At 72.6% G+C, this 25,285-nt stretch carries 28 protein-coding genes; 7 read left to right on the plus strand and 21 right to left on the minus strand.

The window, feature by feature from the left end:
* Nucleotides 1-11 precede the first annotated feature (11 nt).
* A complete protein-coding gene (locus NV263_RS24140; protein ID WP_425571162.1) occupies nucleotides 12-1,217 on the minus strand; it encodes a winged helix-turn-helix domain-containing protein in 1,206 nt (401 codons plus the stop codon).
* Between the two features lie 93 nt (nucleotides 1,218-1,310).
* On the opposite strand from NV263_RS24140, the gene NV263_RS24145 reads away from it, so the two are divergent.
* Both NV263_RS24145 and NV263_RS24150 read left to right on the plus strand, forming a co-directional pair.
* Nucleotides 1,311-1,874 (plus strand): GNAT family N-acetyltransferase, encoded by a 564-nt coding sequence (locus NV263_RS24145; RefSeq protein ID WP_263248903.1) that lies wholly within the window; start codon nucleotides 1,311-1,313, stop codon nucleotides 1,872-1,874.
* A 109-nt stretch (nucleotides 1,875-1,983) separates the two neighbouring features.
* Nucleotides 1,984-2,463: a VTT domain-containing protein gene (locus NV263_RS24150; RefSeq protein ID WP_263248904.1), complete on the plus strand. Its 480-nt coding sequence runs from the start codon at nucleotides 1,984-1,986 to the stop codon at nucleotides 2,461-2,463.
* Here NV263_RS24150 and NV263_RS24155 read toward each other — a convergent pair whose 3' ends face one another.
* The 11 genes from NV263_RS24155 to NV263_RS24205 all read right to left on the minus strand — a co-directional run bounded on the left by NV263_RS24155 (nucleotide 2,464) and on the right by NV263_RS24205 (nucleotide 13,209).
* Nucleotides 2,464-2,853, minus strand: coding sequence for a hypothetical protein (locus NV263_RS24155; RefSeq protein WP_380758357.1), 390 nt, complete (start codon nucleotides 2,851-2,853; stop codon nucleotides 2,464-2,466).
* 93 nt (nucleotides 2,854-2,946) lie between these two features.
* The gene (gene dapB, locus NV263_RS24160) at nucleotides 2,947-3,732 is read right to left on the minus strand and encodes a 4-hydroxy-tetrahydrodipicolinate reductase (RefSeq protein WP_345600080.1); all 786 of its coding nucleotides are present in this window, start codon (nucleotides 3,730-3,732) and stop codon (nucleotides 2,947-2,949) included.
* 28 nt (nucleotides 3,733-3,760) lie between these two features.
* Nucleotides 3,761-5,107 carry a M16 family metallopeptidase gene (locus tag NV263_RS24165; RefSeq protein ID WP_263248907.1) on the minus strand — a complete coding sequence of 449 codons (1,347 nt, stop codon included), beginning with the start codon at nucleotides 5,105-5,107 and terminating at the stop codon, nucleotides 3,761-3,763.
* A gap of 86 nt (nucleotides 5,108-5,193) precedes the next feature.
* Nucleotides 5,194-7,452: a polyribonucleotide nucleotidyltransferase gene (locus NV263_RS24170; protein WP_263248908.1), complete on the minus strand. Its 2,259-nt coding sequence runs from the start codon at nucleotides 7,450-7,452 to the stop codon at nucleotides 5,194-5,196.
* A gap of 244 nt (nucleotides 7,453-7,696) precedes the next feature.
* The gene (rpsO, locus tag NV263_RS24175) at nucleotides 7,697-7,966 is read right to left on the minus strand and encodes a 30S ribosomal protein S15 (RefSeq protein ID WP_263248909.1); all 270 of its coding nucleotides are present in this window, start codon (nucleotides 7,964-7,966) and stop codon (nucleotides 7,697-7,699) included.
* Nucleotides 7,967-8,111: 145 nt separating this feature from the next.
* Nucleotides 8,112-8,678 carry an RNA 2',3'-cyclic phosphodiesterase gene (gene thpR, locus NV263_RS24180; protein ID WP_263248910.1) on the minus strand — a complete coding sequence of 189 codons (567 nt, stop codon included), beginning with the start codon at nucleotides 8,676-8,678 and terminating at the stop codon, nucleotides 8,112-8,114.
* A gap of 41 nt (nucleotides 8,679-8,719) precedes the next feature.
* On the minus strand, nucleotides 8,720-9,205 hold the full coding sequence (locus NV263_RS24185) for a helix-turn-helix domain-containing protein (protein ID WP_263248911.1): 486 nt from the start codon (nucleotides 9,203-9,205) through the stop codon (nucleotides 8,720-8,722).
* Between the two features lie 149 nt (nucleotides 9,206-9,354).
* Nucleotides 9,355-10,341 carry a bifunctional riboflavin kinase/FAD synthetase gene (locus tag NV263_RS24190; protein WP_263248912.1) on the minus strand — a complete coding sequence of 329 codons (987 nt, stop codon included), beginning with the start codon at nucleotides 10,339-10,341 and terminating at the stop codon, nucleotides 9,355-9,357.
* 59 nt (nucleotides 10,342-10,400) lie between these two features.
* Nucleotides 10,401-11,312 (minus strand): tRNA pseudouridine(55) synthase TruB, encoded by a 912-nt coding sequence (truB, locus tag NV263_RS24195; RefSeq protein ID WP_263248913.1) that lies wholly within the window; start codon nucleotides 11,310-11,312, stop codon nucleotides 10,401-10,403.
* Nucleotides 11,313-11,370: 58 nt separating this feature from the next.
* On the minus strand, nucleotides 11,371-11,868 hold the full coding sequence (def, locus tag NV263_RS24200; RefSeq protein ID WP_263248914.1) for a peptide deformylase: 498 nt from the start codon (nucleotides 11,866-11,868) through the stop codon (nucleotides 11,371-11,373).
* A gap of 18 nt (nucleotides 11,869-11,886) precedes the next feature.
* On the minus strand, nucleotides 11,887-13,209 hold the full coding sequence (locus NV263_RS24205) for an MATE family efflux transporter (protein WP_263248915.1): 1,323 nt from the start codon (nucleotides 13,207-13,209) through the stop codon (nucleotides 11,887-11,889).
* 69 nt (nucleotides 13,210-13,278) lie between these two features.
* Between NV263_RS24205 and NV263_RS24210 the strand changes: the two genes are divergently transcribed.
* The gene (locus NV263_RS24210; protein WP_263248916.1) at nucleotides 13,279-13,815 is read left to right on the plus strand and encodes a CGNR zinc finger domain-containing protein; all 537 of its coding nucleotides are present in this window, start codon (nucleotides 13,279-13,281) and stop codon (nucleotides 13,813-13,815) included.
* 15 nt (nucleotides 13,816-13,830) lie between these two features.
* On the opposite strand, the gene NV263_RS24215 is transcribed toward NV263_RS24210, so the two are convergent.
* The 7 genes from NV263_RS24215 to rimP form a co-directional block, all read right to left on the minus strand.
* Nucleotides 13,831-14,841 carry a DHH family phosphoesterase gene (locus NV263_RS24215; RefSeq protein ID WP_263248917.1) on the minus strand — a complete coding sequence of 337 codons (1,011 nt, stop codon included), beginning with the start codon at nucleotides 14,839-14,841 and terminating at the stop codon, nucleotides 13,831-13,833.
* Between the two features lie 68 nt (nucleotides 14,842-14,909).
* Nucleotides 14,910-15,383, minus strand: coding sequence for a 30S ribosome-binding factor RbfA (rbfA, locus tag NV263_RS24220; protein WP_263248918.1), 474 nt, complete (start codon nucleotides 15,381-15,383; stop codon nucleotides 14,910-14,912).
* 156 nt (nucleotides 15,384-15,539) lie between these two features.
* Nucleotides 15,540-15,833, minus strand: a complete 294-nt coding sequence (locus NV263_RS24225; RefSeq protein ID WP_263248919.1) for a DUF503 domain-containing protein — start codon at nucleotides 15,831-15,833, stop codon at nucleotides 15,540-15,542.
* Nucleotides 15,834-15,902: 69 nt separating this feature from the next.
* On the minus strand, nucleotides 15,903-18,788 hold the full coding sequence (infB, locus tag NV263_RS24230; protein ID WP_263248920.1) for a translation initiation factor IF-2: 2,886 nt from the start codon (nucleotides 18,786-18,788) through the stop codon (nucleotides 15,903-15,905).
* A gap of 92 nt (nucleotides 18,789-18,880) precedes the next feature.
* Nucleotides 18,881-19,204 (minus strand): YlxR family protein, encoded by a 324-nt coding sequence (locus tag NV263_RS24235; protein ID WP_263248921.1) that lies wholly within the window; start codon nucleotides 19,202-19,204, stop codon nucleotides 18,881-18,883.
* Between the two features lie 103 nt (nucleotides 19,205-19,307).
* A complete protein-coding gene (gene nusA, locus NV263_RS24240) occupies nucleotides 19,308-20,381 on the minus strand; it encodes a transcription termination factor NusA (RefSeq protein WP_263248922.1) in 1,074 nt (357 codons plus the stop codon).
* Nucleotides 20,378-20,935 (minus strand): ribosome maturation factor RimP, encoded by a 558-nt coding sequence (rimP, locus tag NV263_RS24245; protein ID WP_263248923.1) that lies wholly within the window; start codon nucleotides 20,933-20,935, stop codon nucleotides 20,378-20,380. Before rimP ends, nusA begins: the two co-directional genes overlap by 4 nt.
* A gap of 298 nt (nucleotides 20,936-21,233) precedes the next feature.
* Here rimP and NV263_RS24250 point away from each other — a divergent pair, with 298 nt between their 5' ends.
* Nucleotides 21,234-21,725 carry a hypothetical protein gene (locus tag NV263_RS24250; RefSeq protein ID WP_263248924.1) on the plus strand — a complete coding sequence of 164 codons (492 nt, stop codon included), beginning with the start codon at nucleotides 21,234-21,236 and terminating at the stop codon, nucleotides 21,723-21,725.
* Entirely contained in the window at nucleotides 21,722-22,165 is a 444-nt protein-coding gene (locus NV263_RS24255) for a ferritin-like domain-containing protein (protein ID WP_263248925.1), read from the plus strand. Before NV263_RS24250 ends, NV263_RS24255 begins: the two co-directional genes overlap by 4 nt.
* Nucleotides 22,166-22,169: 4 nt before the next feature.
* On the opposite strand, the gene NV263_RS24260 is transcribed toward NV263_RS24255, so the two are convergent.
* Together NV263_RS24260 and NV263_RS24265 are read right to left on the minus strand one after the other, a co-directional pair.
* Complete coding sequence (locus NV263_RS24260) at nucleotides 22,170-23,030, minus strand: hypothetical protein (protein WP_263248926.1); 861 nt, start codon at nucleotides 23,028-23,030, stop codon at nucleotides 22,170-22,172.
* Between the two features lie 56 nt (nucleotides 23,031-23,086).
* The gene (locus NV263_RS24265; RefSeq protein ID WP_263248927.1) at nucleotides 23,087-24,112 is read right to left on the minus strand and encodes an aminotransferase class V-fold PLP-dependent enzyme; all 1,026 of its coding nucleotides are present in this window, start codon (nucleotides 24,110-24,112) and stop codon (nucleotides 23,087-23,089) included.
* A gap of 53 nt (nucleotides 24,113-24,165) precedes the next feature.
* Between NV263_RS24265 and NV263_RS24270 the strand changes: the two genes are divergently transcribed.
* A complete protein-coding gene (locus NV263_RS24270) occupies nucleotides 24,166-24,576 on the plus strand; it encodes a secondary thiamine-phosphate synthase enzyme YjbQ (RefSeq protein ID WP_263248928.1) in 411 nt (136 codons plus the stop codon).
* Entirely contained in the window at nucleotides 24,576-25,283 is a 708-nt protein-coding gene (locus tag NV263_RS24275) for an HAD family hydrolase (protein WP_263248929.1), read from the plus strand. Before NV263_RS24270 ends, NV263_RS24275 begins: the two co-directional genes overlap by 1 nt.
* Nucleotides 25,284-25,285 lie beyond the last annotated feature (2 nt).

The following is a 25,285-nucleotide window of genomic DNA, read 5'->3' on the forward strand; positions in this document are numbered from 1 at the left end:
CGCCGCTGCGGTCAGGCGGCGCGGCCCAGCGCCGCGGCGAGATCACCCCGCTCGCCCACCACGACGCCACCGAGTCCCAACCAGTCCGCCATCTCTCCGAGTGCCGCCGCCAATTCGGGCACGACGTCCCGAGCGTCGTGCCCCGGTTCGGCGAAAGCTCCCGGGACGCGGAGCACGTCGCCCGCCCGGTCGGCCTTCAGGTCAACCCGGGCGACCAGTCGACCATCGAGGAGGAAGGGGAAGACGTAGTAGCCGTACTGCCGCTGGGTTTCGGGAACGTAGATCTCGATGCGGTACCGGAAGCCGAAGATCCGCTCGGTACGGGAACGTTCCCAGATCAGCGGATCGAACGGGCACAGCAGCGCCCGACCGGTGACCTTCCGCGGCACGCGGGCGTCGACGTGGCGGTATGCCGTCTGCTTCCAGCCCTCCACGGCCACGGGCTCCAGAGTTCCGCACTCGACGAGTTCGGAAACCGCCTGCCGGGACTGGGCCGGGCTGAGCCGGTAGTAGTCGCGCAGGTCCGCCTCGGTGGCGACGCCGAGGGCGTGCGCGGAGCGCTCCACCAGGGTGCGGATCGCTTCGTCGTCGTCCGGTTCGTGCGCGAGCACGTCGGGCGGGAGGACTCGTTCGGGCAGGTCGTAGAGGCGTTCGAAGCCGCGGCGCGTGCCGGTGGTGAGCTCGCCCATCGCGAACAGCAGCTCGCAGGCGCGCTTCGTCTCGGTGCGGTTCCACCAGGTGCCGCGACCGTCGCGCTTCGCGCCGCCGAGTTCGCGTTCGAGAGCTCCGGCTCCGATGGGGCCGAGTTCCTTCACCGCAGCCAGCACGTCGTCGATCAGCTGCGGTGAACGTTCGAGGAGTTCGCGGTTCTTCCGCCGCCACGCACCGCCGTGCTCGCGCATGCGCCAGCGGAGCAGCGGCCAGTCCTGGACGGGGATCAGCGACGCCTCGTGCGCCCAGTACTCGACCAGCAGTCGGGGTCGGCGGGCCCGGTGCGACCACGCGGCCGTGTCGACGAGGTCGGCCGGGTAGGAGCCGAGCCTGCTGAAGAGCGGCATGTAGTGGGCGCGCACCGCGACGTTCACCGAGTCGAGTTGCAGGAGCTTGGTGCGGGACAGGGCGCGTTGGAGGTGCCGTCGGTCAACGTCGCCACGCGGTTTCGGGTCGGTGAACCCCTGAGCCGCCAACGCGGCGCGGCGGGCGGTGTCGGCACTCATGGTCAGCACGGGCCGATCCTGCCAGTCGGGTCCGACAGCCCGACGCACCACCGGAACGACGGGTGCTCGCGCCGACACACTAAGTTGACCACCATGGCCGATGCCGCTGTGCGCGCCGCCGTTCCGTCGGACGCTCCCGAGATCGCCCGCATCCAGACGACCACGTGGCGCACCGCCTACGCCGAGGTGCTGCCCCGCACGGCGCTGGACCGGCTGGACGACGCGGAGATCGAGCGGGCATGGCGAAGCACGCTGACCGAAGGTCCGGCGACGGTGCTGGTCGCGACCGAGGGCGAGTGGCTCGTCGGCTTCTGCGCGGGTGGTCCCGCGCCCGACGCCGAGGCTGCGGCCGCGAACGGCAGAGCACCGGCGGACGCCGCCACGCTGGCGCTCGTCAGCAGCCTATTGGTGGAACCGCGCTGGGGGCGGCGCGGGCACGGCGGCCGGTTGCTGGCCGCCCTGGCCCGGCAGCTCGCCGACTCCGGATCGACCCGGGGCATCGTGTGGGTCCCGGAGTCCGACACGGCGTCGATGTCCTTCTTCCGCGGCGTCGGGTGGAATCCGGACGGCACCGTCCGCACGCTGGACGCGGGGGGAACACTGGTGCGTGAGCTACGCTTGACCGGCTCACTGGAACTGCGGACCGAGTCGAAGTGACCACGTACCGCGTTCGCCGAGCCGGCGCGGGGGACATCGCTCGTCGGAACGTCCTCGGCACCGGTGAGCGGACGACGCGGTACGACACCTGGGGGCGACCGTGCTGGCAGTGATCGGCTTGCTCACGACGACCTTCGGCGTGTCAGTGGCGTCTGCGCTGCTCCCGCTGATCAGCGTCGAGTTGTTCACCATCGGTCTCGTGCTGAAGGGCACGGCGATCCCGTGGTGGGTGCTGACCGTCGTCATCGCCACCGGGCAGATCGGTGGGAAGCTGCTGCACTACTACGCGGCGCGGGGCGTGATCCGGCTTCCCCGCCTGCTGCGCCGGGAGGACCGGCCCACCGGCGAGGGGCGCAGGCACCGGTGGCTGGCGAGCTTCCGGGCCAGCTGCCGCCATCGCCCGGTGTGGACCTCGGCCGTGCTGCTGATCAGCGCGACCACCAGCCTGCCTCCGTTCGCCGCGATCGCGGTGATCGCCGGGTGGGCGCAGGTGCCGTTGGCGACGTTCGTGTCCGCCGGATTCGTCGGCCGCCTCCTGCGGTTCAGCGCGCTGACGATCGCTCCTGGCGTGGTCGTCGCATGGGTGTGATCAGCTGCTCTCGCCGCGCTCCAGCTCGATGGCGCGGCGCATCGCCTTCCGGCCGCGGTTGCGGTCGCCCGCCAGGTCGTAGGCCTGCGCGAGCGCGAACCACCGGCGCCAGTCGTTCGGAGCGGCTTCGAGCTCGGCCTGCTTCTCGTCGAACCAGGAGTCGGCGGCGTCCCGTTCGACGCGGCCGGAGGGCCGCCGCGGCAGGTGCGAGACGTCCGGCAGCGCGCCCTCCTCGTCCAGACGCCGGGCGAGCCGCTCGGTCTGCAGCCCGAACCGCAGCTGGTCGACGATCATCAGCGCCCCGAGCACCGGGAACACCAGCACCGCCACGCCCAGCACGATGAACACCGGCTGACCGCTGACGAGCATGGTGAACGCCCGCTCGCCCATCAGCACCAGGTAGACCAGCAGGGCGGCGGCCACCACGAACGCCGTGGTCCGGGGTGTCAGGAGCCTGCGGCGGCCCGTGTCCGCGTCAGCCACTCACAGCCCCAGCAACGAGTCCAGCCCGACCGTCAGCCCGGGCCGGGAACCGATCTCGCGCACCGCCAGCAGCACGCCCGGCATGAACGACCGGCGGTCGTACGAGTCGTGGCGGATGGTCAACGTCTCGCCCTCGGTGCCGAACAACACCTCCTGGTGAGCGACGAGCCCGGACATCCGCACCGAGTGCACGCGAACGCCGTCGACATCGGCGCCGCGCGCCCCGTCGAGCTCCTTGGTCGTGGCGTCCGGAGCGTCGCCCAGCCCGGCGTCGGCGCGCGCCCGCGCGACGACCTGGGCGGTGCGGGCGGCGGTGCCCGAGGGGGCGTCGGCCTTCTTCGGGTGGTGCAGCTCGACGATCTCGGCCGACTCGAAGAACCTGGCGGCCAGCTCGGCGAACCGCATGGACAGCACCGCGCCGATCGCGAAGTTCGGCGCGACGATCACACCGACTTCCGGTCGCTCGGCGAGCCAGGAACGCACCGCGTCGAGCTCGGCCTGCCCGAGTCCGCTCGTGCCGACCACGACGTGGATGCCGTTCTCCACGCAGAACCGGACGTTGTCCAGCACCGAGTCGGGGTGGGTGAGTTCGACGGCCACCTGGGCACCGCCCTCGACCAGCCCGGACAGGCTGTCGTCGCGGTTGATCTGGGCGACCAGTTCGGTGTCGGGGGCGTCGCCGACGGCGCGGACCGCCTCGGACCCCATGCGCCCGCGAGCACCGATGACACCGACCTTGATCGGGGATCCGACTGGCGAGTTCACGTGTCGACAACCTTTCTGCATTGGGGTTCGCGACGGTCCGGGGCCGGCCTCAGACGCCGTCGGGGAGCTCCTCGGGGCGAGCGTACGGCCCGACGACCGCCGTGGTCAGCGGGCGGCGCAGCAGCTCACCCGCGAGTTCGGCCACATCGTCGTGGGTGACCGCGTCGATGCGTTCCAGGGTCTGCTCGACGGTGAAGTGCCGGGCGTAGTTCAGTTCGCTCTTGCCGATGCGGCTCATCCGCGACGCGCTGTCCTCCAGGCCCAGCACCAGACTTCCGCGCAGCTGGCCGCGGCCCCGCTCCACCTCGTCCTCGGACAACCCGTCGGCGGCGACACCGGCGAGGACGCTGCGGATCACCGACGCCACCTCACCGAGGCGTTCCGGAGCCGAACCCGCGTAGACGGAGAACGTGCCGGTGTCGGCGTAGGCCGTGGTGGCCGAGTACACCGAGTACGCCAGGCCGCGCTTCTCGCGGATCTCCTGGAACAACCGGGAACTCATGCCGCCGCCGAGCGCGGCGTTGAGCACTCCGAGCGCGAACCGCCGGTCGTCGTACCGGCTGAACCCGCGACATCCCATCAGCAGGTGGGCCTGCTCGGTCTCCTCGGAGTGCAGCACGAGCGGTTTCTGCTTCGGCAACCGGACGCGCCCGGCGCGTGGCGGATCGGGCATCACCTGGCCGTCGAGGCGGTCGCGGAGCGCCTTGCGCACCAGCCGGAGCACCCGTCCGTGCTCGACGTTGCCGGCGACGGCGACGACCATCTTCGGCATCGCGTAGTTGGTGCGGTAGAAGCCGTGCACGCGAGCGCGGGTCATCTCGGTGATGGACTCCTCGCTGCCCAGCACCGACCGCCCCAGCGGGTGGTCACCGAGCACCGCGGCGGTGAACATCTCGTGCAGCAGGTCCTCGGGGTCGTCGTCGCGCATGGCGATCTCCTCCAGGACCACGCTGCGCTCGATGTCCACGTCCGCCTTGGAGTTCACCGCGTCGAACACGACGTCGCAGAGCATGTCCACGGCCAGCGGCAGGTCGCGGTCCAGGACGTGCGCGTAGTAGCAGGTGTGCTCCTTGGACGTGAAGGCGTTCAGCTCGCCGCCGACCGCGTCGATCTCCTGCGCGATGTCCAGGGCACTGCGCCTGGCGGTGCCCTTGAACAGCAGGTGCTCCAGGTAGTGCGCCGCCCCGGCCTGCGCCCGCTTCTCGTCGCGCGACCCGACGCCGACCCAGATCCCGACCGAGGCCGAACGCACCCCGGGAACGGGTTCGGTGACGACCCGCAGTCCGCCGGGCAGCACGGTCCGGCGGACCGCTTCACCACCGCCACCGCGGTGCAGGACGTGCGTGGTTCCCGGCCGTTGCAGATGTCCGGCCCGTGCGTGGTTCTGCTGCTTCATGTGCCTCTCGTCGCGAGGTGCCGGTACCGACTCGCGCGGCCCGCCCCGGGCTCCCGGGGCGGGCCGCGCGCGTTCGGTTCAGCCGGTCACTGAGCGGACTTCTCGGTCTCCGCCTCGGCCTCGCCCTTGTCGCCCTCGGCCTTCTCGGCTTCCTCGTCGACCAGCACGAGGCTGATCTTGCCCCGGCTGTCGATGTCGGCGATCTCCACGCGCAGCTTGTCGCCGACGTTGACGACGTCCTCGACCTTGCCGATGCGCTTGCCGTTGCCGAGCTTGGAGATGTGCACCAGGCCGTCCTTGCCGGGCAGCAGCGAGACGAACGCGCCGAACGCCGCGGTCTTGACCACGGTGCCCAGGAACCGCTCGCCGACCTTGGGCAGCTGCGGGTTCGCGATCGCGTTGATCTTGTCGATCGCGGCCTCGGCGGACGGGCCATCGGCGGCGCCGACGTAGATCGTGCCGTCGTCCTCGATGGTGATCTCGGCGCCGGTCTCCTCGGTGATCGAGTTGATCATCTTGCCCTTCGGGCCGATGACCTCGCCGATCTTGTCGACCGGGATGTTGATCGAGGTCACGCGCGGCGCGTGCGGGCTCATCTCGTCCGGCGAGCCGATCGCCTCGGCCATCACGTCCAGGATGGTCAGCCGGGCGTCGCGCGCCTGGCCGAGCGCCTGGGCCAGCACCTCGGACGGGATGCCGTCGAGCTTGGTGTCCAGCTGCAACGCGGTCACGAAGTCCTTGGTGCCCGCGACCTTGAAGTCCATGTCGCCGTAGGCGTCCTCGGCACCGAGGATGTCGGTCAGCGCGACGTAGTGCGTCTTGCCGTCGACCTCGTCGGACACCAGGCCCATCGCGATGCCCGCGACCGGCGCCTTCAGCGGCACACCGGCGTTGAGCAGCGACAGCGTCGAGGCGCACACCGAACCCATCGAGGTGGACCCGTTGGAGCCCAGCGCCTCGGACACCTGGCGGATGGCGTACGGGAACTCCTCGCGCGAGGGCAGCACCGGCACCAGCGCGCGCTCGGCCAGCGCTCCGTGGCCGATCTCGCGCCGCTTCGGGCTGCCGACCCGGCCGGTCTCACCGGTCGAGTACGGCGGGAAGTTGTAGTGGTGCATGTACCGCTTCGTCGTCTCGGGGGACAACGAGTCGATCGTCTGCTCCAGCCGCAGCATGTTCAGCGTCGACACACCCAGGATCTGGGTCTCGCCGCGCTCGAACAGCGCCGAGCCGTGCGCCCGCGGCACCACGCCGACCTCGGCGGACAGCGAGCGGATGTCGGTGATGCCGCGGCCGTCGATGCGGACCTGGTCGCGGATGATGCGCTGCCGGACGTGCTTCTTGGTCAGCGACCGGAACGCCGCGCCGATCTCCTTCTCGCGGCCCTCGAACGGCTGGCCCTCCTCGATGCCGACCTTCTCCAACACCGCGGCCTTGATCTCGTCGAGCCGGTTCTCCCGCTCCTGCTTGCCGGCGATCTTCAGCGCCTCGGCGAGCTCACCGGAGGCGGCCTGCTCGACGGCCTCGTAGGCGTCCGACTCGTAAGCCGGGAAGGTCGGGAACTCCGCGGTGTCCTTGCCCGCGGCCTGCGCGAGCTGCTGCTGGGCCTGGCACAGCGTGCGGATGAACGGCTTGGCCGCCTCCAGACCCTGGGCGACGACCTCCTCGGTCGGCGCCTGGGCACCGCCGGACACCAGCTCGACGGTCTGCTCGGTGGCCTCGGCCTCGACCATCATGATCGCCACGTCGTCCCCGACGATGCGGCCCGCGACGACCATGTCGAACACGGCGCGCTGCAGCTGCTCGTGGTTGGGGAAGGCGACCCACTGGCCGTCGATCAGCGCCATCCGGGTGCCGCCGATCGGCCCGGAGAACGGCAGACCGGACAGCTGGGTGGACGCCGACGCGGCGTTGATCGCCAGCACGTCGTAGAGGTCGGTCGGGGCCAGGCTCATCACCGTGACCACGACCTGGACCTCGTTGCGCAGACCGTCCACGAAGGACGGACGCAGCGGCCGGTCGATCAACCGGCAGGTCAGGATCGCGTCGGTGGACGGGCGACCCTCCCGGCGGAAGAACGAGCCGGGGATGCGGCCCGCCGCGTACATCCGCTCCTCGACGTCGACCGTGAGCGGGAAGAAGTCGAAGTGCTCCTTGGGCTGCTTGGACGCCGTGGTGGCGGACAGCAGCATCGTTTCGTCGTCCAGGTAGGCGGCGACGCTGCCGGCGGCCTGCTTGGCCAGCCGGCCGGTCTCGAACCGGACCGTGCGGGTGCCGAACGCACCGTTGTCGAGCACGGCAGTGGTCTCGTAGACGCCTTCGTCGATTGACTGCGGTTCAGTCAATGTCGGCTCCTCATCGTCACGAGGCCCCACGGCAGAGCAACATGGGTCGTGGTCCGACGAGGCCGGCCATCGATCGAAGCCGCCGGGAAACTCGGTTCCCCGGAGGCCACTACCGAGGACCGGCGAACGCACCGCCCGCTCCTCACCGTGAGCCCTCTTCAGTTCGTGCGACGGTGCCGGAGCACCGTCGGTCCTTCCTCATACGCCGAGGGGAGCGGCCCGCGGCCACTCCCCCCGGTGTCGGTCAACGGCGCAGACCGAGTCGCTGGATCAGCGAACGGTAGCGCTCGATGTCCACCTTGATCAGGTAGTTCAGCAGACGGCGGCGACGACCCACCATCAGCAGCAGACCCCGACGCGAGTGGTGGTCGTGCTTGTGCTGCTTCAGGTGCTCGGTCAGCCCGATGATCCGCTTGGTCAGCAGGGCCACCTGGGCCTCCGGCGAACCGGTGTCGCTGTCGTGCAGGCCGTAGTCGGCCAGGATCTGCTTCTTCTCCGCAGTGGACAAAGCCACGAGTGACTCTCCTTGATCAACTGTCCCGTGGTCACGGCACCCGGGCGAACCCGGGCGGGAAGCCGGTGGTACCGGCTGGACCCCGGCCGCCACGGACTGCAGCCGGACCCGAAGTCAGGATAACAGGACGACTGCTACTACCGGGTTACCCCGAGGTCTCGCGCGTCACCGCCGCGCGGTGCACCGTGCGGTACTCCGGACCGCTCCGTCCCAGGTCACTGCGGACGAGCGCGAGTTCGCCCACCTGCCACCACGGTCCGGCATAACCGTCGAACAGCGCGGGCAGATCGCGGTGCGGTCGACCGCCGACCCAGCGCGCGACCGTGAGGTGCGCGCGGTACCCGCGCGGGTCCCCGCCGGCCGCTCCCACCAGCGCGCGCAGCGCCGCGTCGTCCTCGCCGGTCTCCGGCCTGACGCCGATCCACAGCACGCCGCGGAACACCCCGGCGTCGGCCAGCCGCAGCCGCGGCGCCGCCGGGCCGTCGCGCAACAGGCGCGCGACGCGGCGGTCCAGCCGGTCGGCGAGGGCGTCCGGGTCGGCGTCGTCGCCGTGGAAGCACAGCGTCAGGTGCCAGCGCCGCGGCTCGACGAACCGGAACTTGCGCAGCCCGGCGACCGCCTCGTCCAGCCGGTCGGCGGGCAGCCGGTCGACCGCCCGGGACAGGTGGCGCACGGCGGCCTCCGACGGCCACAGCGCGGTGAACAACCGCATGGCGCCGATTGTCCTTCCAGGCGGCGGGAGGCGCCGGGAGGTCAGTCCCCGTCGTCGTGGGCCGCGCGGCGCAGCAGCCCGGCCAGCCCGGGGTGCTGGCCCTCGATCATCGCGGCGACGGCTTCGAGCTCGCCGGGGCGGGCCACCTGGCGCAGCACCGGCCACGCCGCCTCCTCACCGGTGGCCTGGGACACCGGCAGGTAGTCGCGGCCGACGGCCGGGCGCGAGTGCCGGACGTCCTCCAGCGCCTGCCGGATGGCGTCCGAGTCTCCCGCGGCGACGCCCGGGATGAGCACCTTGCGCTCCAGCATCACCAGACGCGCCAGCACCGAAGGGTTGCCGATCTTGGCCCGCCGCCCGCTCATGACCTGGCTGAGCATCGGCGCGCTGATGCCCAGGACCTCGGCGAGCTGCGCCTGCGAGATCCGGAAGGCGACCACCAGGCGGCGCACCCGGTCGCCCAACGGCTCTCCGTACCACTGCCGTTGCAGGGCCAGGTTCCGCTGGACGTTGCTGGTTTGCGTCACCTTCGCTCCCCCGGTAGCCCCACGGCCGCGGCCCCTGCCAGCGGCCGCGGACTCGACCTCGGATAATGCCAGGTCACGGCGTGGTGGCGAGGCAGAATTCGAAAATTGTTCCGTTCGTACCAGCGCGCCGCGCCGTCGCGACCCCGGTCTCATCCGGCCACGCCGAGCGCGCGGCGGGTCTCGGCCACGTCCTCGTGCATCTGCCGGACCAGCTCCTCGACGGAGTCGAAGCGTTCCATCGCCCGCAGCCGCCGCACGAAGTCCAGGTCCACGTGCTCGCCGTAGAAGTCCGCGTCCACGTCCAGCACGTACGCCTCGACGGTCCGCTCGGTGCCGGAGAACGTGGGGTTGCTGCCCACCGACACCGCCGCGGGCAGCGTCCGGCTCGGCTCGGCCGCGCCGCGACGCCGGTGGGTGAACCAGCACGCGTAGACCCCGTCGGCGGGGATGGCCGCGTACGGCGGGGTGGACAGGTTCGCCGTGGGGAAGCCGAGCTCCTTGCCGCCGCGCCCGGCGCCGCGCACCACGATGCCCTCCAGGCGGTGCCAGCGGCCCAGCGCCGAGGCCGCGGCGACCACGTCACCGGCGTCGATGCAGGAGCGGATGTAGGTCGACGAGAAGGTCACCGACGTGCCGTCCGCATCATCGGCGCGCCGCACCCGACCGGACACCAGCGAGTCCGGGGCCACGTCGAAGCCGAACCGCTCCCCCAGCTCGGCCAGCAGCGCGATGTTGCCCGCCGCCTTGTGCCCGAACGTGAAGTTCTCGCCGACGACGATCTCGGCCGCGTGCAACCGCTCCACGAGCATCTCGTGCACGAACTCCTCGGCCGGGATGCGCGAGACCTCGCGGGTGAACGGCAGCACGCAGAACACGTCCACGCCCAGCTGCTCGGCCAGTTCGGCCCGGCGCCGCAGGGTGGTCAGCTGCGCCGGGTGGCTGCCGGGTCGCACCACCTCGGACGGGTGCGGGTCGAAGGTCATCAGCACGCACGGCAGGTCGAGCTGCCGGGCTCGCCGCACCGCGTGCTGGATGAGTTGCTGGTGGCCGCGGTGCACCCCATCGAAGACACCGATGGTGACCACGCACCGCCCCCAGCCGCCGGGAAGCTGCTCCAAACCGCGCCAACGCTGCACGACCAGGAAGCCTACTGCTCACCCCCTGAGCGGACGCCATGCCGTCGGGGCGAGCGATGTCAGCCCGCCGGTGTGATCACCAACACGGCCTTGGCGGTGCGCCCGCGGTCGCGGACCAGCGCCACCGCCCTGCCGCCGGGGTCGAACATCCCGTAGGTGCCCTCCACCCCGGCCGCCGCGACGGGTCGGCCGTGCGAGAGGGCGCGCGCCGTGGCGGCATCGACGTTGCGCCGGGGGAACGCCGTCTCGACCGCCTGGTCGAGGTCCATCGACAGCCCCGGCTCGGCCTCCAGCTTCTCCAGCGTCCGCGCGGTGGCCAGCCCGAACGGGCCGACCCGGGTGCGGCGCAGCTCGCCGAGGTGGCCGCCCACCCCGAGCGCCTCGCCCAGGTCGCGCGCCAGGGCGCGGACGTACGTCCCGGAGGAGCACTCGACGAGCACGTCCAGCTCGGTGGTGCCCTCGCCGCGGCGCAGCGCCAGCACGTCGAACCGCGACACCGTCACCGGACGGGCCGCCAGTTCGACGCTCTCCCCGGAGCGGGCCAGCTCGTAGGCGCGGCGTCCGTTGACCTTCACCGCGCTCACCGCGCTCGGGACCTGCCGGATCTCGCCGGTCAGCGAACCGATCCCGGCCCGCACCGCGTCCTCGGACACCGCCGAGGCGTCGGTCCGCGACACCACCTCGCCGTCGGCGTCGTCGGTGGTGGTGGCCGCGCCGAGCCGGATCGTGGCCAGGTACGCCTTGGTGTCCAGGGCGAGGTGGCCGAGCAGCTTGGTGGCCCGCTCCAGTCCGAGCACGAGCACCCCGGTTGCCATCGGGTCGAGGGTGCCCGCGTGACCGACCCGGCGGGTGCCCATGATCCGCCGGACCCGGGCCACGACGTCGTGCGAGGTCATCCCGGCCGGTTTGTCGATCACCAGGAGTCCGGGCGGGACGGGGTTGCGCGCTGTGCGGGAAGACTGGTCGGACACGACGCACCATCATCCCCGACCTGGGCACCGCTCCGTCACGGGGTGGCGGTGCTGATCATCACCGCCAGAACCAGTCCTGCTCGCGGACCTGCCGGAACGCCTCCTTGCGCCGTTCCGGGGCGAGCCGCTGCAGGTACACCACGCCGTCGAGGTGGTCGGTCTCGTGCTGCAGGCACCGGGCCAGCAACCCGCTGCCGGACACCGTGACCGGGTCGTTGTCCACGTCGACGCCGCGCACGACGGCGTGCCGCGCCCGGCGGGTGTCGAAGCCGAGTCCCGGCACCGACAGGCACCCCTCGGGCCCGTCCTGCTGCTGCTCGGACAGCTCGACGACCTCGGGGTTGACCACGTAGCCGATCTCGCCGTCCACGTTGTAGCTGAACGCCCGCACGCCGACGCCGATCTGCGGTGCGGCCACCCCGGCGTGGCCGGGTGCGTCGACGGTGTCGAGCAGATCGGTGACGACCGCGCGCAGCCGGTCGCCGAACTCGGTGACCGGCTCGGCGGGCATGCGCAGGATCGGATCGCCGAACAACCGGATCGACCGGAACGCCACTGTCGCTGACCTCCTCGTTCACTCCGCCCCGACCGGGGCGGTCCCCACCACTGCCCAGCGCCCGGACCGCGCGCGCAGCAGCAACGTCACCAACCGCAGCAGCATGAACATGCTCAGCCCGGTCCAGATCCCGGCCAGCCCCCAGCCGAACCCCAGCGACAACCAGATCATCGGCAGGTATCCGACGGCGGCGCTGAGCAGCGTAGCGGTCCGCAGGTACGCCGCGTCACCGGCTCCGAGGAACACCCCGTCGAGCGCGAACACGACTCCGGCCACCGGCTGCAACGCGACGAAGAACCACCACGCGTGCGGCACCTCCGCGAGCACGGTCTCGTCGCCGGTGAACACCGTCGGCAACGGCCCGGCCAGCGCCGCGAACAGCACGCCGAGCAGGACGCCGAACCCGAGGCCGTACCAGGTGACCTGCCTGGCGATGCCCTTGGCCCGCGTCGCCGAACCGGCGCCCAGCGCCGCACCGACCAGCGACTGCGCGGCGATCGCCAACGAGTCGAGCACGAGCGACAGGAACGTCCACAGCTGCCAGACGACCTGGTGCGCGGCCGCCGGGCCCGCTCCGGTCCGCGCGGCCACCGAGGTCGCCGACAGGAAGCACACCTGGAACGCGAGGGTGCGCAGCACCAGGTCCCGGCCCATGCCGAGCTGCCCGCGCATCGTCGCGAAGTCGGGCCGGAGCGCAACGCGCTCGACCACCAGTGCGCGCAGGAACAGGCCCGCGCCGATGCCCTGGCCGGCGAGGTTCGCGATCGCCGAGCCTTCCAGCCCCCAGCCCAGGCCGTAGACGAACAGCGGGCACAGCACGGCGGAGACCCCGTTGCCGGCGAGCACGTAGCGCAGCGGGCGGGCGGTGTCCTGCACCCCGCGCATCCAGCCGTTGCCCGCCATGGTGATCAGCACCAGCGGGGCGCCGAGCAGCGCGATCCGCAGCCAGGTCGCCGCGGCGTCGGCCACCGGTCCCGGCCCGGCCAGCCCTTCGGCGACCGGGACCGCCAGCAGCTGGGCGAGCAGCAGCAGGACGACGCCGACTCCCACGCCGAGCCAGGTCGCCTGCGCTCCCTCGGCCACGGCGTCGGCGCGGCGCCCCGCGCCGTGCAGCCGCGAGGTCCGCGCGGTGGTGCCGTAGGTCAGGAACGTCAGCTGGCTCGACACCAGCGTGAACAGGGTTCCGCCGAGCGCGAGCCCGGCGAGCGGGACCGCGCCGAGGTGACCGACCACGGCGGTGTCGACGAGCACGTAGAGCGGTTCGGCCGCGAGCACCCCCAGCGCCGGAACCGCGAGGCCCAGCAGCCGCCGCGGCGCGACACGTTCCCCCGGATCGGACACACTTCTCTCCCGGTAAGCTGCGAATGATTAGTCGACCCCTGACAGGCAGGGTAGCCGTAAGGAGCGCTCGTGGACAACGCCGATTACCTCGCGGTCGCCCTCCGACTGGCCAACGCCGATCTGAGCGACCTCGACGCGCTGCGCGCGGCGTTGCACGACGAACCGTGGTGGGCCGACCGCCTGCACGAACACGACCTGGCGGTGCTGCGCGACGTCGCGGCGGGACTGCGCCGCGCCCTCGACGCCATGGTCACCGGCGACGACGACGCCGTGCGCGAGGAGGTCAACGCCCTGCTCGCGGCGCATCCGCCGCGACCTCGCCTGTCCGGCCACGGCGGCCTGGACTCGACACCGAACTGGCACGTGCACGTGGCGGGCCCCGACGCCCCGCCCGCCACCGAAGTGGCGGCCGCCGCCGCGTGGGGACTCGCCCAGGGCGTCGTCCACCACGGCACCCGCCGCTGGGGCCGCTGCGGTGCCGACGACTGCGAGACCTACTTCCTGGACACCTCGACCAACCAGACCAAACGCTTCTGCTCGCCCCGCTGCGCCAACCGCGTCCACGTGGCCGCCTTCCGCGCCCGCCGCCGCGACGGCACGCGGTGACCCCGCGGATCCGCCTCAGTCGAGCAGCGGCGCCTGGTCCAGGGCTCGGCGGAGGGCGGCGAGGATGTCCTCGGCATCGCCCCGCGCGGTGAAGCCGGAGGCGAGGCGGTGACCGCCACCGCCGCACGTCGCGGCGGCGTGGCCGACGTCGACGCGGCTGTCGGAACGCAGCGACACCGACCAGGAACCCGGCTCGGTCTCCTTGAGCACGGCCGCCACCTCGGCCTCGCTCGTGGTGCGCACGACGTCGATGACGCTGTCCACGTCCTCGCTGCGCAACCCGTCCGAGTGCGCCAGGCGCACGACGGCGTGCACGAGCCCGAGCCCGTGGGCCGCGGACGGTTCGAGCTTCGCCTCCCCGAGCACCCCGGAGAGCATGCCCAGCCATCCGAACGGGTGGGTGTCGAGCAGCGGTCGCGTGACGGCCTCCGGATCCACTCCGGCCTCCAGCAGTCGCACGGCCGCCTGATGCGTCCGGGGGCTCGCGTTCCGGAACGACCGGGTATCGGTGACCAGGCCGGCGTACAGGCACCGCGCGATCGGCAGGTCGAGCTCCGCCCCGAGCTCGTCGAGCAGCCGGAGCACGATCAGCACCGTCGCCTCGGCCGACTCGTCCAGCACGTGCGTGGTCCCGTAACGGGTGTTGGACACGTGGTGGTCGATGACGACCACGTCACCACCGGCCGCGATGGTCGCCTCGACCCGGTCGGCGAGGCGCCCGAGCCGCTGCAGGCTGCCCGTGTCGCACACCACGAGGGTCGGCGGTGCGGCGGGCACCCGCTCGGCCGGGACGACCAGCCCGTCGGCGTCGAGATCGCGCAGCGAGATCGGCGGGTGGTCCGGCGCCCCGAACGACACCCGCACCGCGCACCCCCGCCGCCGCAGCGCCATGCCCAGCGCGAGGGCGCTGCCGAGCGCGTCGGCGTCGGGGTTGATGTGCGCGAACAGCGTCACGTCCGACGCCGCGGACAGCACCCGCGCCGCCTCGGCCACCACCTGCTCGGAACGGTCGTCCGCCTCGCGCACTGGTTCACCTCCACAACGGCGGTCGTGGGGACCGCCGGTGCCCAACGCACCCGATGCCGGGCCCGGACTCAACCACTCTGTGGCCCACGCCGCACCTCGGCGTCGGCCTCCGGCTCGTCCTCGTCCTCCGCGGCGCGGTAGGGGTCCGGGTCGCCCGCGTGCTGGGCCGTGGAGGCCAGCCGCGCGACCTCCGCGTCGGCCTCCTTGGCCTTGGCCAGCAGCTCGTCCAGCCGCCGCGCGTGGTCGGGCACGGTGTCCGCGACGAACGTCAGCGTCGGGGTGAACCGCACGCCGGTCTGCTGGCCGACGCGGGACCGCAGCACCCCGGTGGCGCTGCTCAGCGCGGCCGCGGTGGCGGCGTAGTCGGCCTCGTCGCCGAACACCGTGTAGTACACAGTGGCGTCCCGCAGGTCCGGGGTGACCCGGGCGTCGGTGATCGTCACCATCGCCAGCCGCGGGTCCTTGACCTCGTACTCCAGGCCGGACGCCACGATCTGGACGATCCGCTTGGCGAGCCTGCGGGCGCGCGCCGTATCGGCCACGGCGCACCTCCTTCGGGGTTCCTCAGTTCTTCGAAAGCGGCCTCAGCCGCTTGCCGTGGACCCGCCGCCGCGTGCAACGCCTCCGGCGCGACGGTCCGAGCGCCGCGGGAGCGCTCGGGATCCGCCGCCGGCGCGCAGGACGACCACGGAATTCTCCTAGTCCTCCGGCCCCAGCATCCGCTGCCTGGCCGAGAGCAGTTCCAGTTCGGGCCGCGCGGCGACCAGGCGCTCGCACGCCTCCAGCACCTCGCGCACGTGCCCGGGATCACCGGACACGGCCGCGACGCCGAGCAGCGCCCGGCGGTAGAGGTCCTGGTTCCCGGCCTCGGCCACGGCCACCTCGAAGCGCCGCCGCAGCTCGGCCACCACGGGCCGCACCACGGCGCGCTTCTGCTTCAACGTGTGGACGTCACCGAGCAGCACGTCCAGTTCCAGCGCACCGACGTACATGGGTATTCCTCAGCGCGGCCGACGAGCGGAGGCGGGGGCCGCCACTCCGGCGACCCCCGCCCACGTCGCTCACTCGCGCGGCTTCTCGCGCATCTCGTAGGTTTCGACGAGGTCGCCGACCTTGAGGTCGTTGTAGGACCCCAGGGTCAGACCGCACTCGAAACCATCGCGGACCTCGGTCGCGTCGTCCTTGAACCGCTTCAGCGAGTTCACCGTCAGGTTCTCGGCGACCACGACGTTGTCGCGCAGCAGACGCGCCTTCGCGTTGCGCCTCATGATGCCCTCGGTGACCATGCAGCCCGCGATCGTGCCGACCTTCGAGGACTTGAAGATCTCGCGGACCTCCGCCTTGCCGAGTTCGACTTCCTCGTACTCGGGCTTGAGCAGACCCTTGAGCGCCTGCTCGATGTCCTCGATGGCCCGGTAGATCACCGAGTAGTAGCGGATCTCCACGCCTTCGCGGTTGGCGACCTCGGCCGCCTTGCCCTCCGCCCGGACGTTGAAGCCCAGGACGATGGTGTTCTCCGCGGTGGCGAGGTTGATGTCGCTCTCGGTGATGCCGCCGACGCCCCGGTGGATCACCCGCAGCTCGACCTCGTCGCCGACGTCGATCTTCGTCAGGGACTCCTCCAGCGCCTCGACGGTACCGGAGTTGTCACCCTTGATGATCAGGTTGAGCTGGTTGGTGTCCTTGAGGACCTTGTCCAGGTCCTCCAGGCTGACCCGCTTGCGCTTGGCCGCGTTCTGGGCCTCGCGGATGCGGGCACCGCGCCGGTCGGCGATCTGCCGGGCGACCCGGTCCTCGTCGACGACCAGGAAGGTGTCACCGGCGCCGGGCACCGACGTGAAGCCGATGACCTGCACCGGCCGCGACGGCAGCGCCTCGGGGACGTCCTCGTCGTTCTCGTTGATCATCCGGCGGACGCGGCCGTAGGCGTCGCCGGCGACCACCGAGTCGCCGACCCGCAGCGTGCCGCGCTGCACCAGCACGGTCGCCACCGGGCCCCGACCGCGGTCCAGGTGCGCCTCGATGGCCACGCCCTGGGCCGGCATGTTCCGGTTGGCCCGCAGGTCCAGGGTGGCGTCCGCGGTGAGCAGGATCGCCTCCAGCAGACCTTCGATGTTGGTGCCCTGCCTGGCGGAGATGTCGACGAACATCGTCTCGCCGCCGTACTCCTCGGCCACCAGCCCGTACTCGGTCAGCTGCTGCCGGATCTTCTGCGGGTTCGCACCTTCGAGGTCGATCTTGTTGACCGCGACCACGATCGGCACCCCCGCCGCCTGGGCGTGGTTGATCGCCTCCACCGTCTGCGGCATCACGCCGTCGTCGGCCGCCACCACGAGCACCGCGATGTCGGTCGACTTGGCACCGCGGGCACGCATGGCGGTGAACGCCTCGTGACCCGGGGTGTCGATGAAGGTGATCGGCCGCTCGTTGCCCTCCAGCGAGGTCACCACCTGGTAGGCACCGATGTGCTGGGTGATGCCGCCGGCCTCGCCCGCCTGGACGTTGGTCTTGCGGATGGTGTCCAGCAGTCGGGTCTTGCCGTGGTCGACGTGACCCATCACGGTCACCACCGGCGGACGCGCCTGCAGCTCCTCCTCGGAGCTGCCCGGGTCGCCGAAGGTGACGTCGAAGGACTCCAGCAGCTCCCGGTCCTCGTCCTCCGGGCTGACCATCTCGACCTTGTAGTTCATCTCCTGGCCGAGCAGCTCAAGGACCTCGTCGGAGACGGACTGGGTCGCGGTCACCATCTCACCGAGGTGGAACATCGCCTGCACCAGCGAGGCCGGGTTGGCGTTGATCTTCTCGGCGAAGTCGGACAGCGAAGCGCCGCGGCGCAGGCGCACGGTCTCGCCGTTGCCGCGCGGGAGCCGGACACCGCCCACCGACGGTGCCTGCATGTTCTCCATGTACTCCTGGCGCTTCTGCCGCTTCGACTTGCGGCCGCGCTTGGCGGGCCCACCGGGCCGGCCGAAGGCACCCGCGGCACCGCCGCGGCCACCGCCGCCCGGACGGCCACCGCCACCGGGACGTCCGCGGAAACCGCCGCCGGCGGGAGCTCCGCCGCCGCCACCACCGGGGCCACCGCGGAAACCACCGCCGCCGCCACCGGGACGGCCGCCGCCGCCACCGCCGCGGCCACCACCGCCGCCCGGACGGCCACCGCCGCCACCGCGACCCCCACCGGGGCCACCGCCGCTGCGCGGCGGGCGGGACGGCATCATGCCCGGGTTCGGCCGGGGCGGCATCATGCCGGGGTTCGGCCGCGGAGCACCGCCGCCGCTGCCCGAACCGCCCGCGGCGGGCGCCGTGCCGGCACCCTGACCGCCGCCCTGGCGCTGGCCGCCCTGGCCGCCACCGCGGCCCGGACCGGGACGCTGCGAGCGCTGCTGCGGGGAACCGCTGCCGACGCCGAACGGGTTGTTGCCGACGCGCGGCGGACGCGGGCCGGGCTTGGGCGCCTGCGGCTTCGGCGGCACGACGCCGGCGTCACCGTCGCCGCCACCCTGCTTCGGGCCCGGCTTGGGACCGGGCTTGGGTCCCGGCTTGGGTGCCTGGGACGCCGGCGACGCCGCCGGCTTGGACTCGGGGCCGGGCTTGGGACCCGGCTTCGGGCCCGGCTTGGGGCCGGGCTTGGGACGGTCACCGGCCGGCGCCTCCGGGCGCGGACCAGGCTTCGGGCCCGGCTTCGGCGCCTGCGGGCCGGGCTTGGGCTTGGCGTCCGCCTGCGGCTGGGACTGCCGGGACTGGGCCGGAGCGCCACCGTTGGTGTCGCCCTTCTTCGGCCCCGACTTGGCGAACGCGTCTCGCAGCCTGCGGGCCACCGGGGCTTCCACGGTGGACGACGCAGACTTCACGTACTCGCCCTGCTCGGCGAGCTTGTTCAGTACTTCCTTGCTGGTGACGCCGAGCTCCTTCGCGAGCTCGTGCACGCGGGCCTTGCCTGCCACTGCTCTCCTCGTCTGGGTGAGGCCGGGCGGCAGTCCCGCTCGACCTCGTCCTATCGCCGATGCGCGTTCATGGCTTCAGCTTCACGGCTGATTCATGACGGGTCGACCTGCTTTCCTTCTGCTGCCTGGCGCGGGACGGATCCCGCGTCGGTCACGTCGTGAGCCACCTGCTCGGGGTGCCGCGCGCTCAGGTGCTCCCGCACGGCCGAGAGGTCCAGCGGTCCCCGCGCGCGCAATGCGCGCGGAAACGCCCGGCGCCGCTCAGCCAGACGAAGGCACGCCGGGTCGGGGTGCAACCAGGCTCCCCTACCAGGCGACCGACGTCGCGGATCGGGAACGGCGACGGGCCCCGCCCGACCAACCTCAGCCACCACGCGAAGTAGCTCCACGCTCGACGTCCGGGTGCGACAGCCCACACAGGTACGAACCGGCCCCCGACTCGCGTCGTGGTGACCGGACGTGCGTGTACGGATTGCTGCTCCCTCGCGTCGAACCTCCTGTGATTCTAACCCGTTGGTCTCACTCGGCCGAACCCACCGTCGGCAGATCGCCGACAGCGGGGTCCAGCCCCGGTTCGGGTCCGGTCGGCGCCTGGCCCGCCGAGGTGGTCGGCGAGCTCGGGTCGGCGTCGCTGCGGATGTCGATCCGCCAGCCGGTGAGCCGGGCGGCCAGCCGCGCGTTCTGGCCCTCCTTGCCGATCGCCAACGACAGCTGGAAGTCCGGCACGACCACGCGCGCGGTCTTCGTCCGTTCGTCGACGACCTCCACCGAGACTACCTTCGCCGGCGACAGCGCGTTGCCGACGAACGTCGCGGGGTCGTCGGAGAAGTCGATGATGTCGATCTTCTCGCCGCCGAGCTCGCTCATGACGTTGCGCACCCGGGCGCCCATCGGGCCGATGCACGCGCCCTTGGCGTTGACGCCGCTGACCGTGGACCGCACCGCGATCTTGGACCGGTGCCCGGCCTCGCGCGCCACCGCGGGGATCTCCACCGTGCCGTCGGCGATCTCCGGGACCTCCAGCGCGAACAGCCGCCGGACCAGGTTCGGGTGCGTGCGGGACAGCGTGATCTGCGGCCCGCGCGCGCTCCGCGACACCCCGACGACGTAGCACTTGATCCGGGTGCCGTGCTCGTAGTTCTCGCCGGGGACCTGTTCGGCCGCGGGGATGACCCCCTCGCTGTCCCCGACCTGCACGATGACCATGCCGCGCGAGTTGGCCCGGGCGTCGCGCTGGATCACGCCGCCGAGGATCTCGCCCTCCTTGGCCGAGAACTCACCGAAGGTGCGCTCGTGCTCGGCGTCCCGCAGGCGCTGCAGGATGACCTGCCGCGCGGTGGTCGCCGCGATCCGCCCGAAGCCCTCCGGGGTGTCGTCCCACTCCTCGGCCACGGTCCCGTCCGGTGCCAGGCTGTGCGCGATCACCCGCACGACACCGGTCTTGCGGTCCACCTCCACCCTGGCGTGGGGCTGGTGCCCCTCGGTGTGGCGGTATGCGGTGAGCAGTGCCGACTCGATCGCTTCCAGGACAGTTTCGAAAGGGATGTCCTTGTCGCGTTCGATCGCCCGCAGCGCCGCGATGTCGACGTTCACCTCGACTCCTCCGTGTCTTCCCGGTCGTCCCCCTGCTGGGAAACGCCGCCCGCAGCCCGCTCCAGCCTGACCAAATCCTCCGCCGGTGGCTGCTGGAATTCCACCTCGACCACCGCGCGCTCGACATCACGGTAGGCCACTCGCCGCAATTCGCCGCCCGCCAGCACCGTCACGCCGTCGTCGTCGGCGTCGCCGACGCGCGCGACGAGGTCGACGCCGTCGACGAGGCGGATCCTGACCAGGCGGAACCGGGCGCGCCGCCAGTGCCTCGGCCGGGTCAGCGGCCGGTCCACCCCGGGCGAGGTGACCTCCAGCGTGTAGGAGCCGGCGAGGACGTGCTCGTGTTCGTCCAGCACCTCGGACACGGCGCGGCTGACCTCGGAGATCTCGTCCAGCCCCACGCCCGCGTCGGAGTCGATGACCACCTTCACCAGCCGGCGCCGCCCGGCCTGCTGCACGTCGAAGTCCTCCAGGTCGAAGCCCGCGCCGGCCACTGCCTCGGCCACGACGGGCTCCAACTTCGCGGTCACCGCACCACGCGGCGGGCTGGACACGTTGGTACTCCTCGGGTTCGTTCCGGGTCTCGTTCAAGACCTGATGGTGTTGCGGCGGCGCGTGGCGCGGCCGGTCGACGTGCCCGCTCGCGGGCTCGCGGAACCGCCACGACCTGTGCTGCACGTGCCGGCCGCGGTCGCCCAGGGTATCGCGTCCACCCGCGCCCCAGCGCGGCGTGGCACCCCTACGATCACGCGGCCGTCACCGGTGTGATCCGCACCGCTGGGGACGCGCCCGCCCCGCCGCGCAGGCGGGCGGCGATCAACTCGCGGCGATCGACTGGCAGGATGGAGCGCCGTGGAAATCCCCTCCCGAGCCGGGTCGTCGTGGCGTCGCCGCGACCTGCTGCGGCTGTTCGCGGCCGCGCCTGCCGTCGTCGCGCTGTCCACGGCCTGCACGGCGGAGCCGAAGCAACCCGATGCGCTGCTCGCGCTCGCCACCGCGGCCAAGGAGGACGCCGCGCTCGCGAAGGCCGTCGCCGCGGCGCACTCGGATCTCGCCGACGCCGCCGGCGAGATCGCCGAGGTGCGGGCCGCGCACGCCCGGGCGCTGCAACGGGAGATCGACCGGGTCAACCCGCCGGACCCCGACGCGGGCCCCTCCGTGCCCGAGGCGCGGCCCCGCCAGGCACCGGGCTCGTCGGGAGCGGCCGCGGAGGCGTTGCGCGGCGCGTTGCGGCAGGCCCAGGACCGGGCCGCCGGTCTCGCGCCGGGCCAGTCCGGCTACCGCGCGGGCCTGGTCGGGTCGGTGTCGGCGAGCTGCGCGAGTCTGCTGGAGGTGCTGGGGTGAGCGAGCTGTCCGACGACGCGGCCAAGGCGCTGCGCGACGCGCTGGGCGCCGAGCACGCCGCCGTGTGGGTGTACGGGTTGGCCACCGCCTTCGCCCGCGACTCGCCGGTCACCTCGGCGGTCGGCGACGCGATGGAACAGCACCGCAGGCTGCGCGACACCGCCGAGCAGCTGATCAAGGACGCCGGGCAGACCCCGCCAGCCGCCCAGCCCGCCTACGACGTCGGCCAGGTCACCGACCAGGGCTCGATGATCCAGGTGCTGCTCCGGGTGGAGAACGACTGCCAGGTCGGCTGGCGGTCGGTCCTGGAGCGCGGCGAGCACGCGGAGCTGCGCCGCACCGCGCTCGACGGGCTGACCACCTCGGCCACCCGGGCCACCCGCTGGCGCATCACCGCCGGCCAGCGACCCGGGGCCCAGCAGTTCCCCGGCCAGCCGTAGGCCGCTACTGCGGCGCCCGGTCCTGCGGCCAGCCCAGCTTGAGGGCGTCGTTGGTGACGTCGAGCAGCACCGGGTCCTTGTTCGGCGTCTTCTGGTCGAAGTACGCGGAGTCACCGATGACCACCAGGCGGCCCTGGCGCTGCGAGCCGTACGCCTTGTCGTTGAGCTCGGGCAGGTTCCGGTCCCGGCCCTCCTCCACCAGGTTCTTGATGTTGCCGGTGTTGTCCCGCGTGGTCAGCGCGTCGAGTTGCTGGGCGCTGGCCTCGTCGGGCATGAGCACGGTGACCACCGAGGTCAGCACCCGCCGCCCGTCGGGGAGGGTGGTGCTGTACAGCGCCCGGGTCAGGTGGTCGCACTCCTGCTTCTCGAAGAAGGTGGCCACCTCGTCCCGGGAGACCTGCCGGCAGCCCTGGAACGCCTCTTCCTTGCGCAGCGGCTGGAACTGGTACCGGGTCTGCGGGCCGGGCGGCGGGGCGTCGGACTCACCGCCGGAGCCGGGTTTGATCGCGATCCAGATCAAGCCGGACACCACCGAGACGGCGACCAGCGCGAGGCCGCGCAGCACCCAACCCATCGGTGTGACGCCCGAACGCCCGGTCCGGGCGGGCGGTGGCTCGGGGGCCAGTTGCCTGCTGGTCGGCTGGTACGGCTGCTGCGGGCCCGGATGGGGACGCGGGTCCGACTGCGGAAACCCGCGCGACGCCTGCGGCGCGAACGCGGGGCGGGTGGCTTCCTCCGCAGCGGCCGCTGTCGACGCCCGCTCCGGCCGCACCCGCGAATTGTCGCGACGCAGCGGCGCGGTCTCGCGCTGCTGGTCTTGTTGCGAACCCGTCATCTCGTCGGGCGCACCTTGGTGGTCCGGCACGAGCACCAACCGTATCGGTCCCCGATCACAGAACGAACACCACCGAGGCCAGCCCCTCACCGATCCCGGAGCGCACGCGCCGCCAGCTCGACGTCGGCGACCGTGTTGTACAGGTGGAACGACATGCGGGCGCGCCCCGCGCGGGCGGCGCAGCGCACTCCCGCGGCGGTGAGTTTCGCCACAGCACCCGGGACTTCGACCGACACGATCGCCGATCCGGCGGGTGCCAGGCCGAGTTCGGCGCGCAGCGCGTCGGCCAGACCGGTGCAGTGCCGGGCGACCTCCGCCATGTCCAGCTCGGCCAGCCGGCCCAGCGACACCGCCGCTCCGACCTGCGCCAACCACGCCGGTGACAGGTCGAGACCGCGCGTCGAGGAGGCCAGCCGCAGCGGCAGGCCGTAGACGGTGTCCCACCGGTCCTCGCCCGCGTACCAGTTGGCGTGGTTCGGGCGCAGCCGCGGAGCGTCCGGGTGGACCGCCAGCCACGCGGCGCCGCGCGGCGCGAGCAGCCACTTGTACGCGGTGCCGACGACCCAGTGCGCCCAGTCGAGGCGCAACGGCATCCAGCCGACGGCCTGCGTCGCGTCCAGCAGCACCAGCGTGTTCGCCGACGCCTCCCGCAGCGCGTCGAGGTCGACCACGCGGCCGTCGAGGGACTGCACCACGCTCACCGCGACGACGTCGTGGTGCGCCGCCTGCTCGGGCAGCTCGTCCAGGTCGACCTCGGTGACCTGCACGCCCCGGTCCTGCTGGGCGGCGAACGGGAAGCTGACGCTGGTGAAGTCCTGCCTGGCCACGAGCACCCTGGTCCCGGCGGGCAGCGACGCCGCGACCAAACCGACCAGTTGCGAGACGGTCGTGCCGATGGCGACGCGGTCGGCGGTGGTGCCGACCAGCCGCGCGAAGGCGTCCCGGGCGGCGGCCACCGCCGGGTCGAAGCCCTCCGCGCTGTCGCCGCCGCTGCCCCAGCGGGCCACCGCCTCGGTGACGGCCCGGACGGTGTCCTCGGGCGGAACGCCGATGCTGGCGGTGTTGAGGTATCCGGCTGGGACGTCGAAGACGGCACCGAAGGCTTCGCGCATACCGGCACCCTCGCACCGATCACCCCCGTGCCGGAGCGCATTACGGTGGACACATGCACAGCGAGGAAATCGAGGTCCGCACCGGGTCGTCGGAGGTCGTGCACGACCTGACCGGTGAGTGCGAGCGGTTCCTGCGCTCGGCCGGGGCCGAGGACGGCCTGCTCAACGTCTGGGTGCCGCACGCGACCGCCGGGCTGGCGGTCATCGAGACCGGCGCGGGCAGCGACCACGACCTGCTCGCGGCGCTGCACGACCTGCTGCCCGCCGACGACCGCTGGCGGCACCGGCACGGCTCCCCGGGCCACGGCCGCGACCACGTGCTGCCCGCGCTCGTCCCGCCGTACGCGTCGGTCCCGGTGCTCGGCGGGCGGATGGCGCTGGGCACCTGGCAGTCGGTGTGCCTGGTGGACACCAACGGGGACAACCCGGTCCGCCGGGTGCGGCTGAGCTACCTGGCCGGCTGATGTCCACTGCGGACGCGAAGCGGTTGGTGCTCTGGGACGTCGATCTGACGCTCGTCGACGCCAGGGGTTTCGGAGCGCGCTGGTACCGGCGGGCGCTCGCGGACGCCACCGGCGCCGAACTGCGGCGGATGCCCGACACGGCGGGCCGCACCGAGCTGGCGATCACCACCGACGTGCTCACCGGCCACGGCGTCCCGGCCGACGAGGACACCGTCGCGGCCATGTTCGCCGCGCTGGCCGAGGCGGTCGCCGACACCCGCGACGAGATGTCCGAGCACGGCTCGGCGATGCCCGGGGCCGGGCGTGCGCTGGCCGCCCTGGCCGGTGCGCCGGGGGTGGTCCAGACGCTGGTGACCGGGAACCTCCCGGACGTCGCCCGCCACAAGCTCGAACCGTTCGACCTGCACCACCACGTCGACTTCGGGATCGGCGGGTACGGCGCGGTGTCGGTGCACCGGCACGACCTCATCGCCGACTCGGTCGGCAAGGCGTCCCGCAAGCACGGCGCGCGGTTCGCCCCGGAGTCGGTGGTGGTCGTCGGCGATACCCCGCACGACGTCGCGGGCGCGCTGCGCCACGGCGCGATCGCCGTCGGCGTCGCGACCGGGCGCAGCGGCGAGGCGGAGCTGCGCGACGCCGGGGCGCACGTCGTCCTGCCGGACCTCGCTGACACCGGGGCGGTGCTCGCCGCGCTCGACGGGCGGTGAGG

Origin of the sequence: Saccharopolyspora rosea (genome assembly GCF_025643595.1) — a bacterium.
Lineage (GTDB): Bacteria > Actinomycetota > Actinomycetes > Mycobacteriales > Pseudonocardiaceae > Saccharopolyspora > Saccharopolyspora rosea.

Coding starts and splice junctions, on each gene's coding strand:
- NV263_RS24140 (WP_425571162.1), bottom strand. CDS start 1,217: ATGAGTGCCGACACCGCCCGCCGCGCCGCGTTGGCGGCTCAGGGGTTC.
- NV263_RS24145 (WP_263248903.1), top strand. CDS start 1,311: ATGGCCGATGCCGCTGTGCGCGCCGCCGTTCCGTCGGACGCTCCCGAG.
- NV263_RS24155 (WP_380758357.1), bottom strand. CDS start 2,853: ATGGGCGAGCGGGCGTTCACCATGCTCGTCAGCGGTCAGCCGGTGTTC.
- dapB (WP_345600080.1), bottom strand. CDS start 3,732: ATGCAGAAAGGTTGTCGACACGTGAACTCGCCAGTCGGATCCCCGATC.
- NV263_RS24165 (WP_263248907.1), bottom strand. CDS start 5,107: ATGAAGCAGCAGAACCACGCACGGGCCGGACATCTGCAACGGCCGGGA.
- thpR (WP_263248910.1), bottom strand. CDS start 8,678: ATGCGGTTGTTCACCGCGCTGTGGCCGTCGGAGGCCGCCGTGCGCCAC.
- NV263_RS24225 (WP_263248919.1), bottom strand. CDS start 15,833: ATGTACGTCGGTGCGCTGGAACTGGACGTGCTGCTCGGTGACGTCCAC.
- NV263_RS24265 (WP_263248927.1), bottom strand. CDS start 24,112: ATGCGCGAAGCCTTCGGTGCCGTCTTCGACGTCCCAGCCGGATACCTC.
- NV263_RS24270 (WP_263248928.1), top strand. CDS start 24,166: ATGCACAGCGAGGAAATCGAGGTCCGCACCGGGTCGTCGGAGGTCGTG.
- NV263_RS24275 (WP_263248929.1), top strand. CDS start 24,576: ATGTCCACTGCGGACGCGAAGCGGTTGGTGCTCTGGGACGTCGATCTG.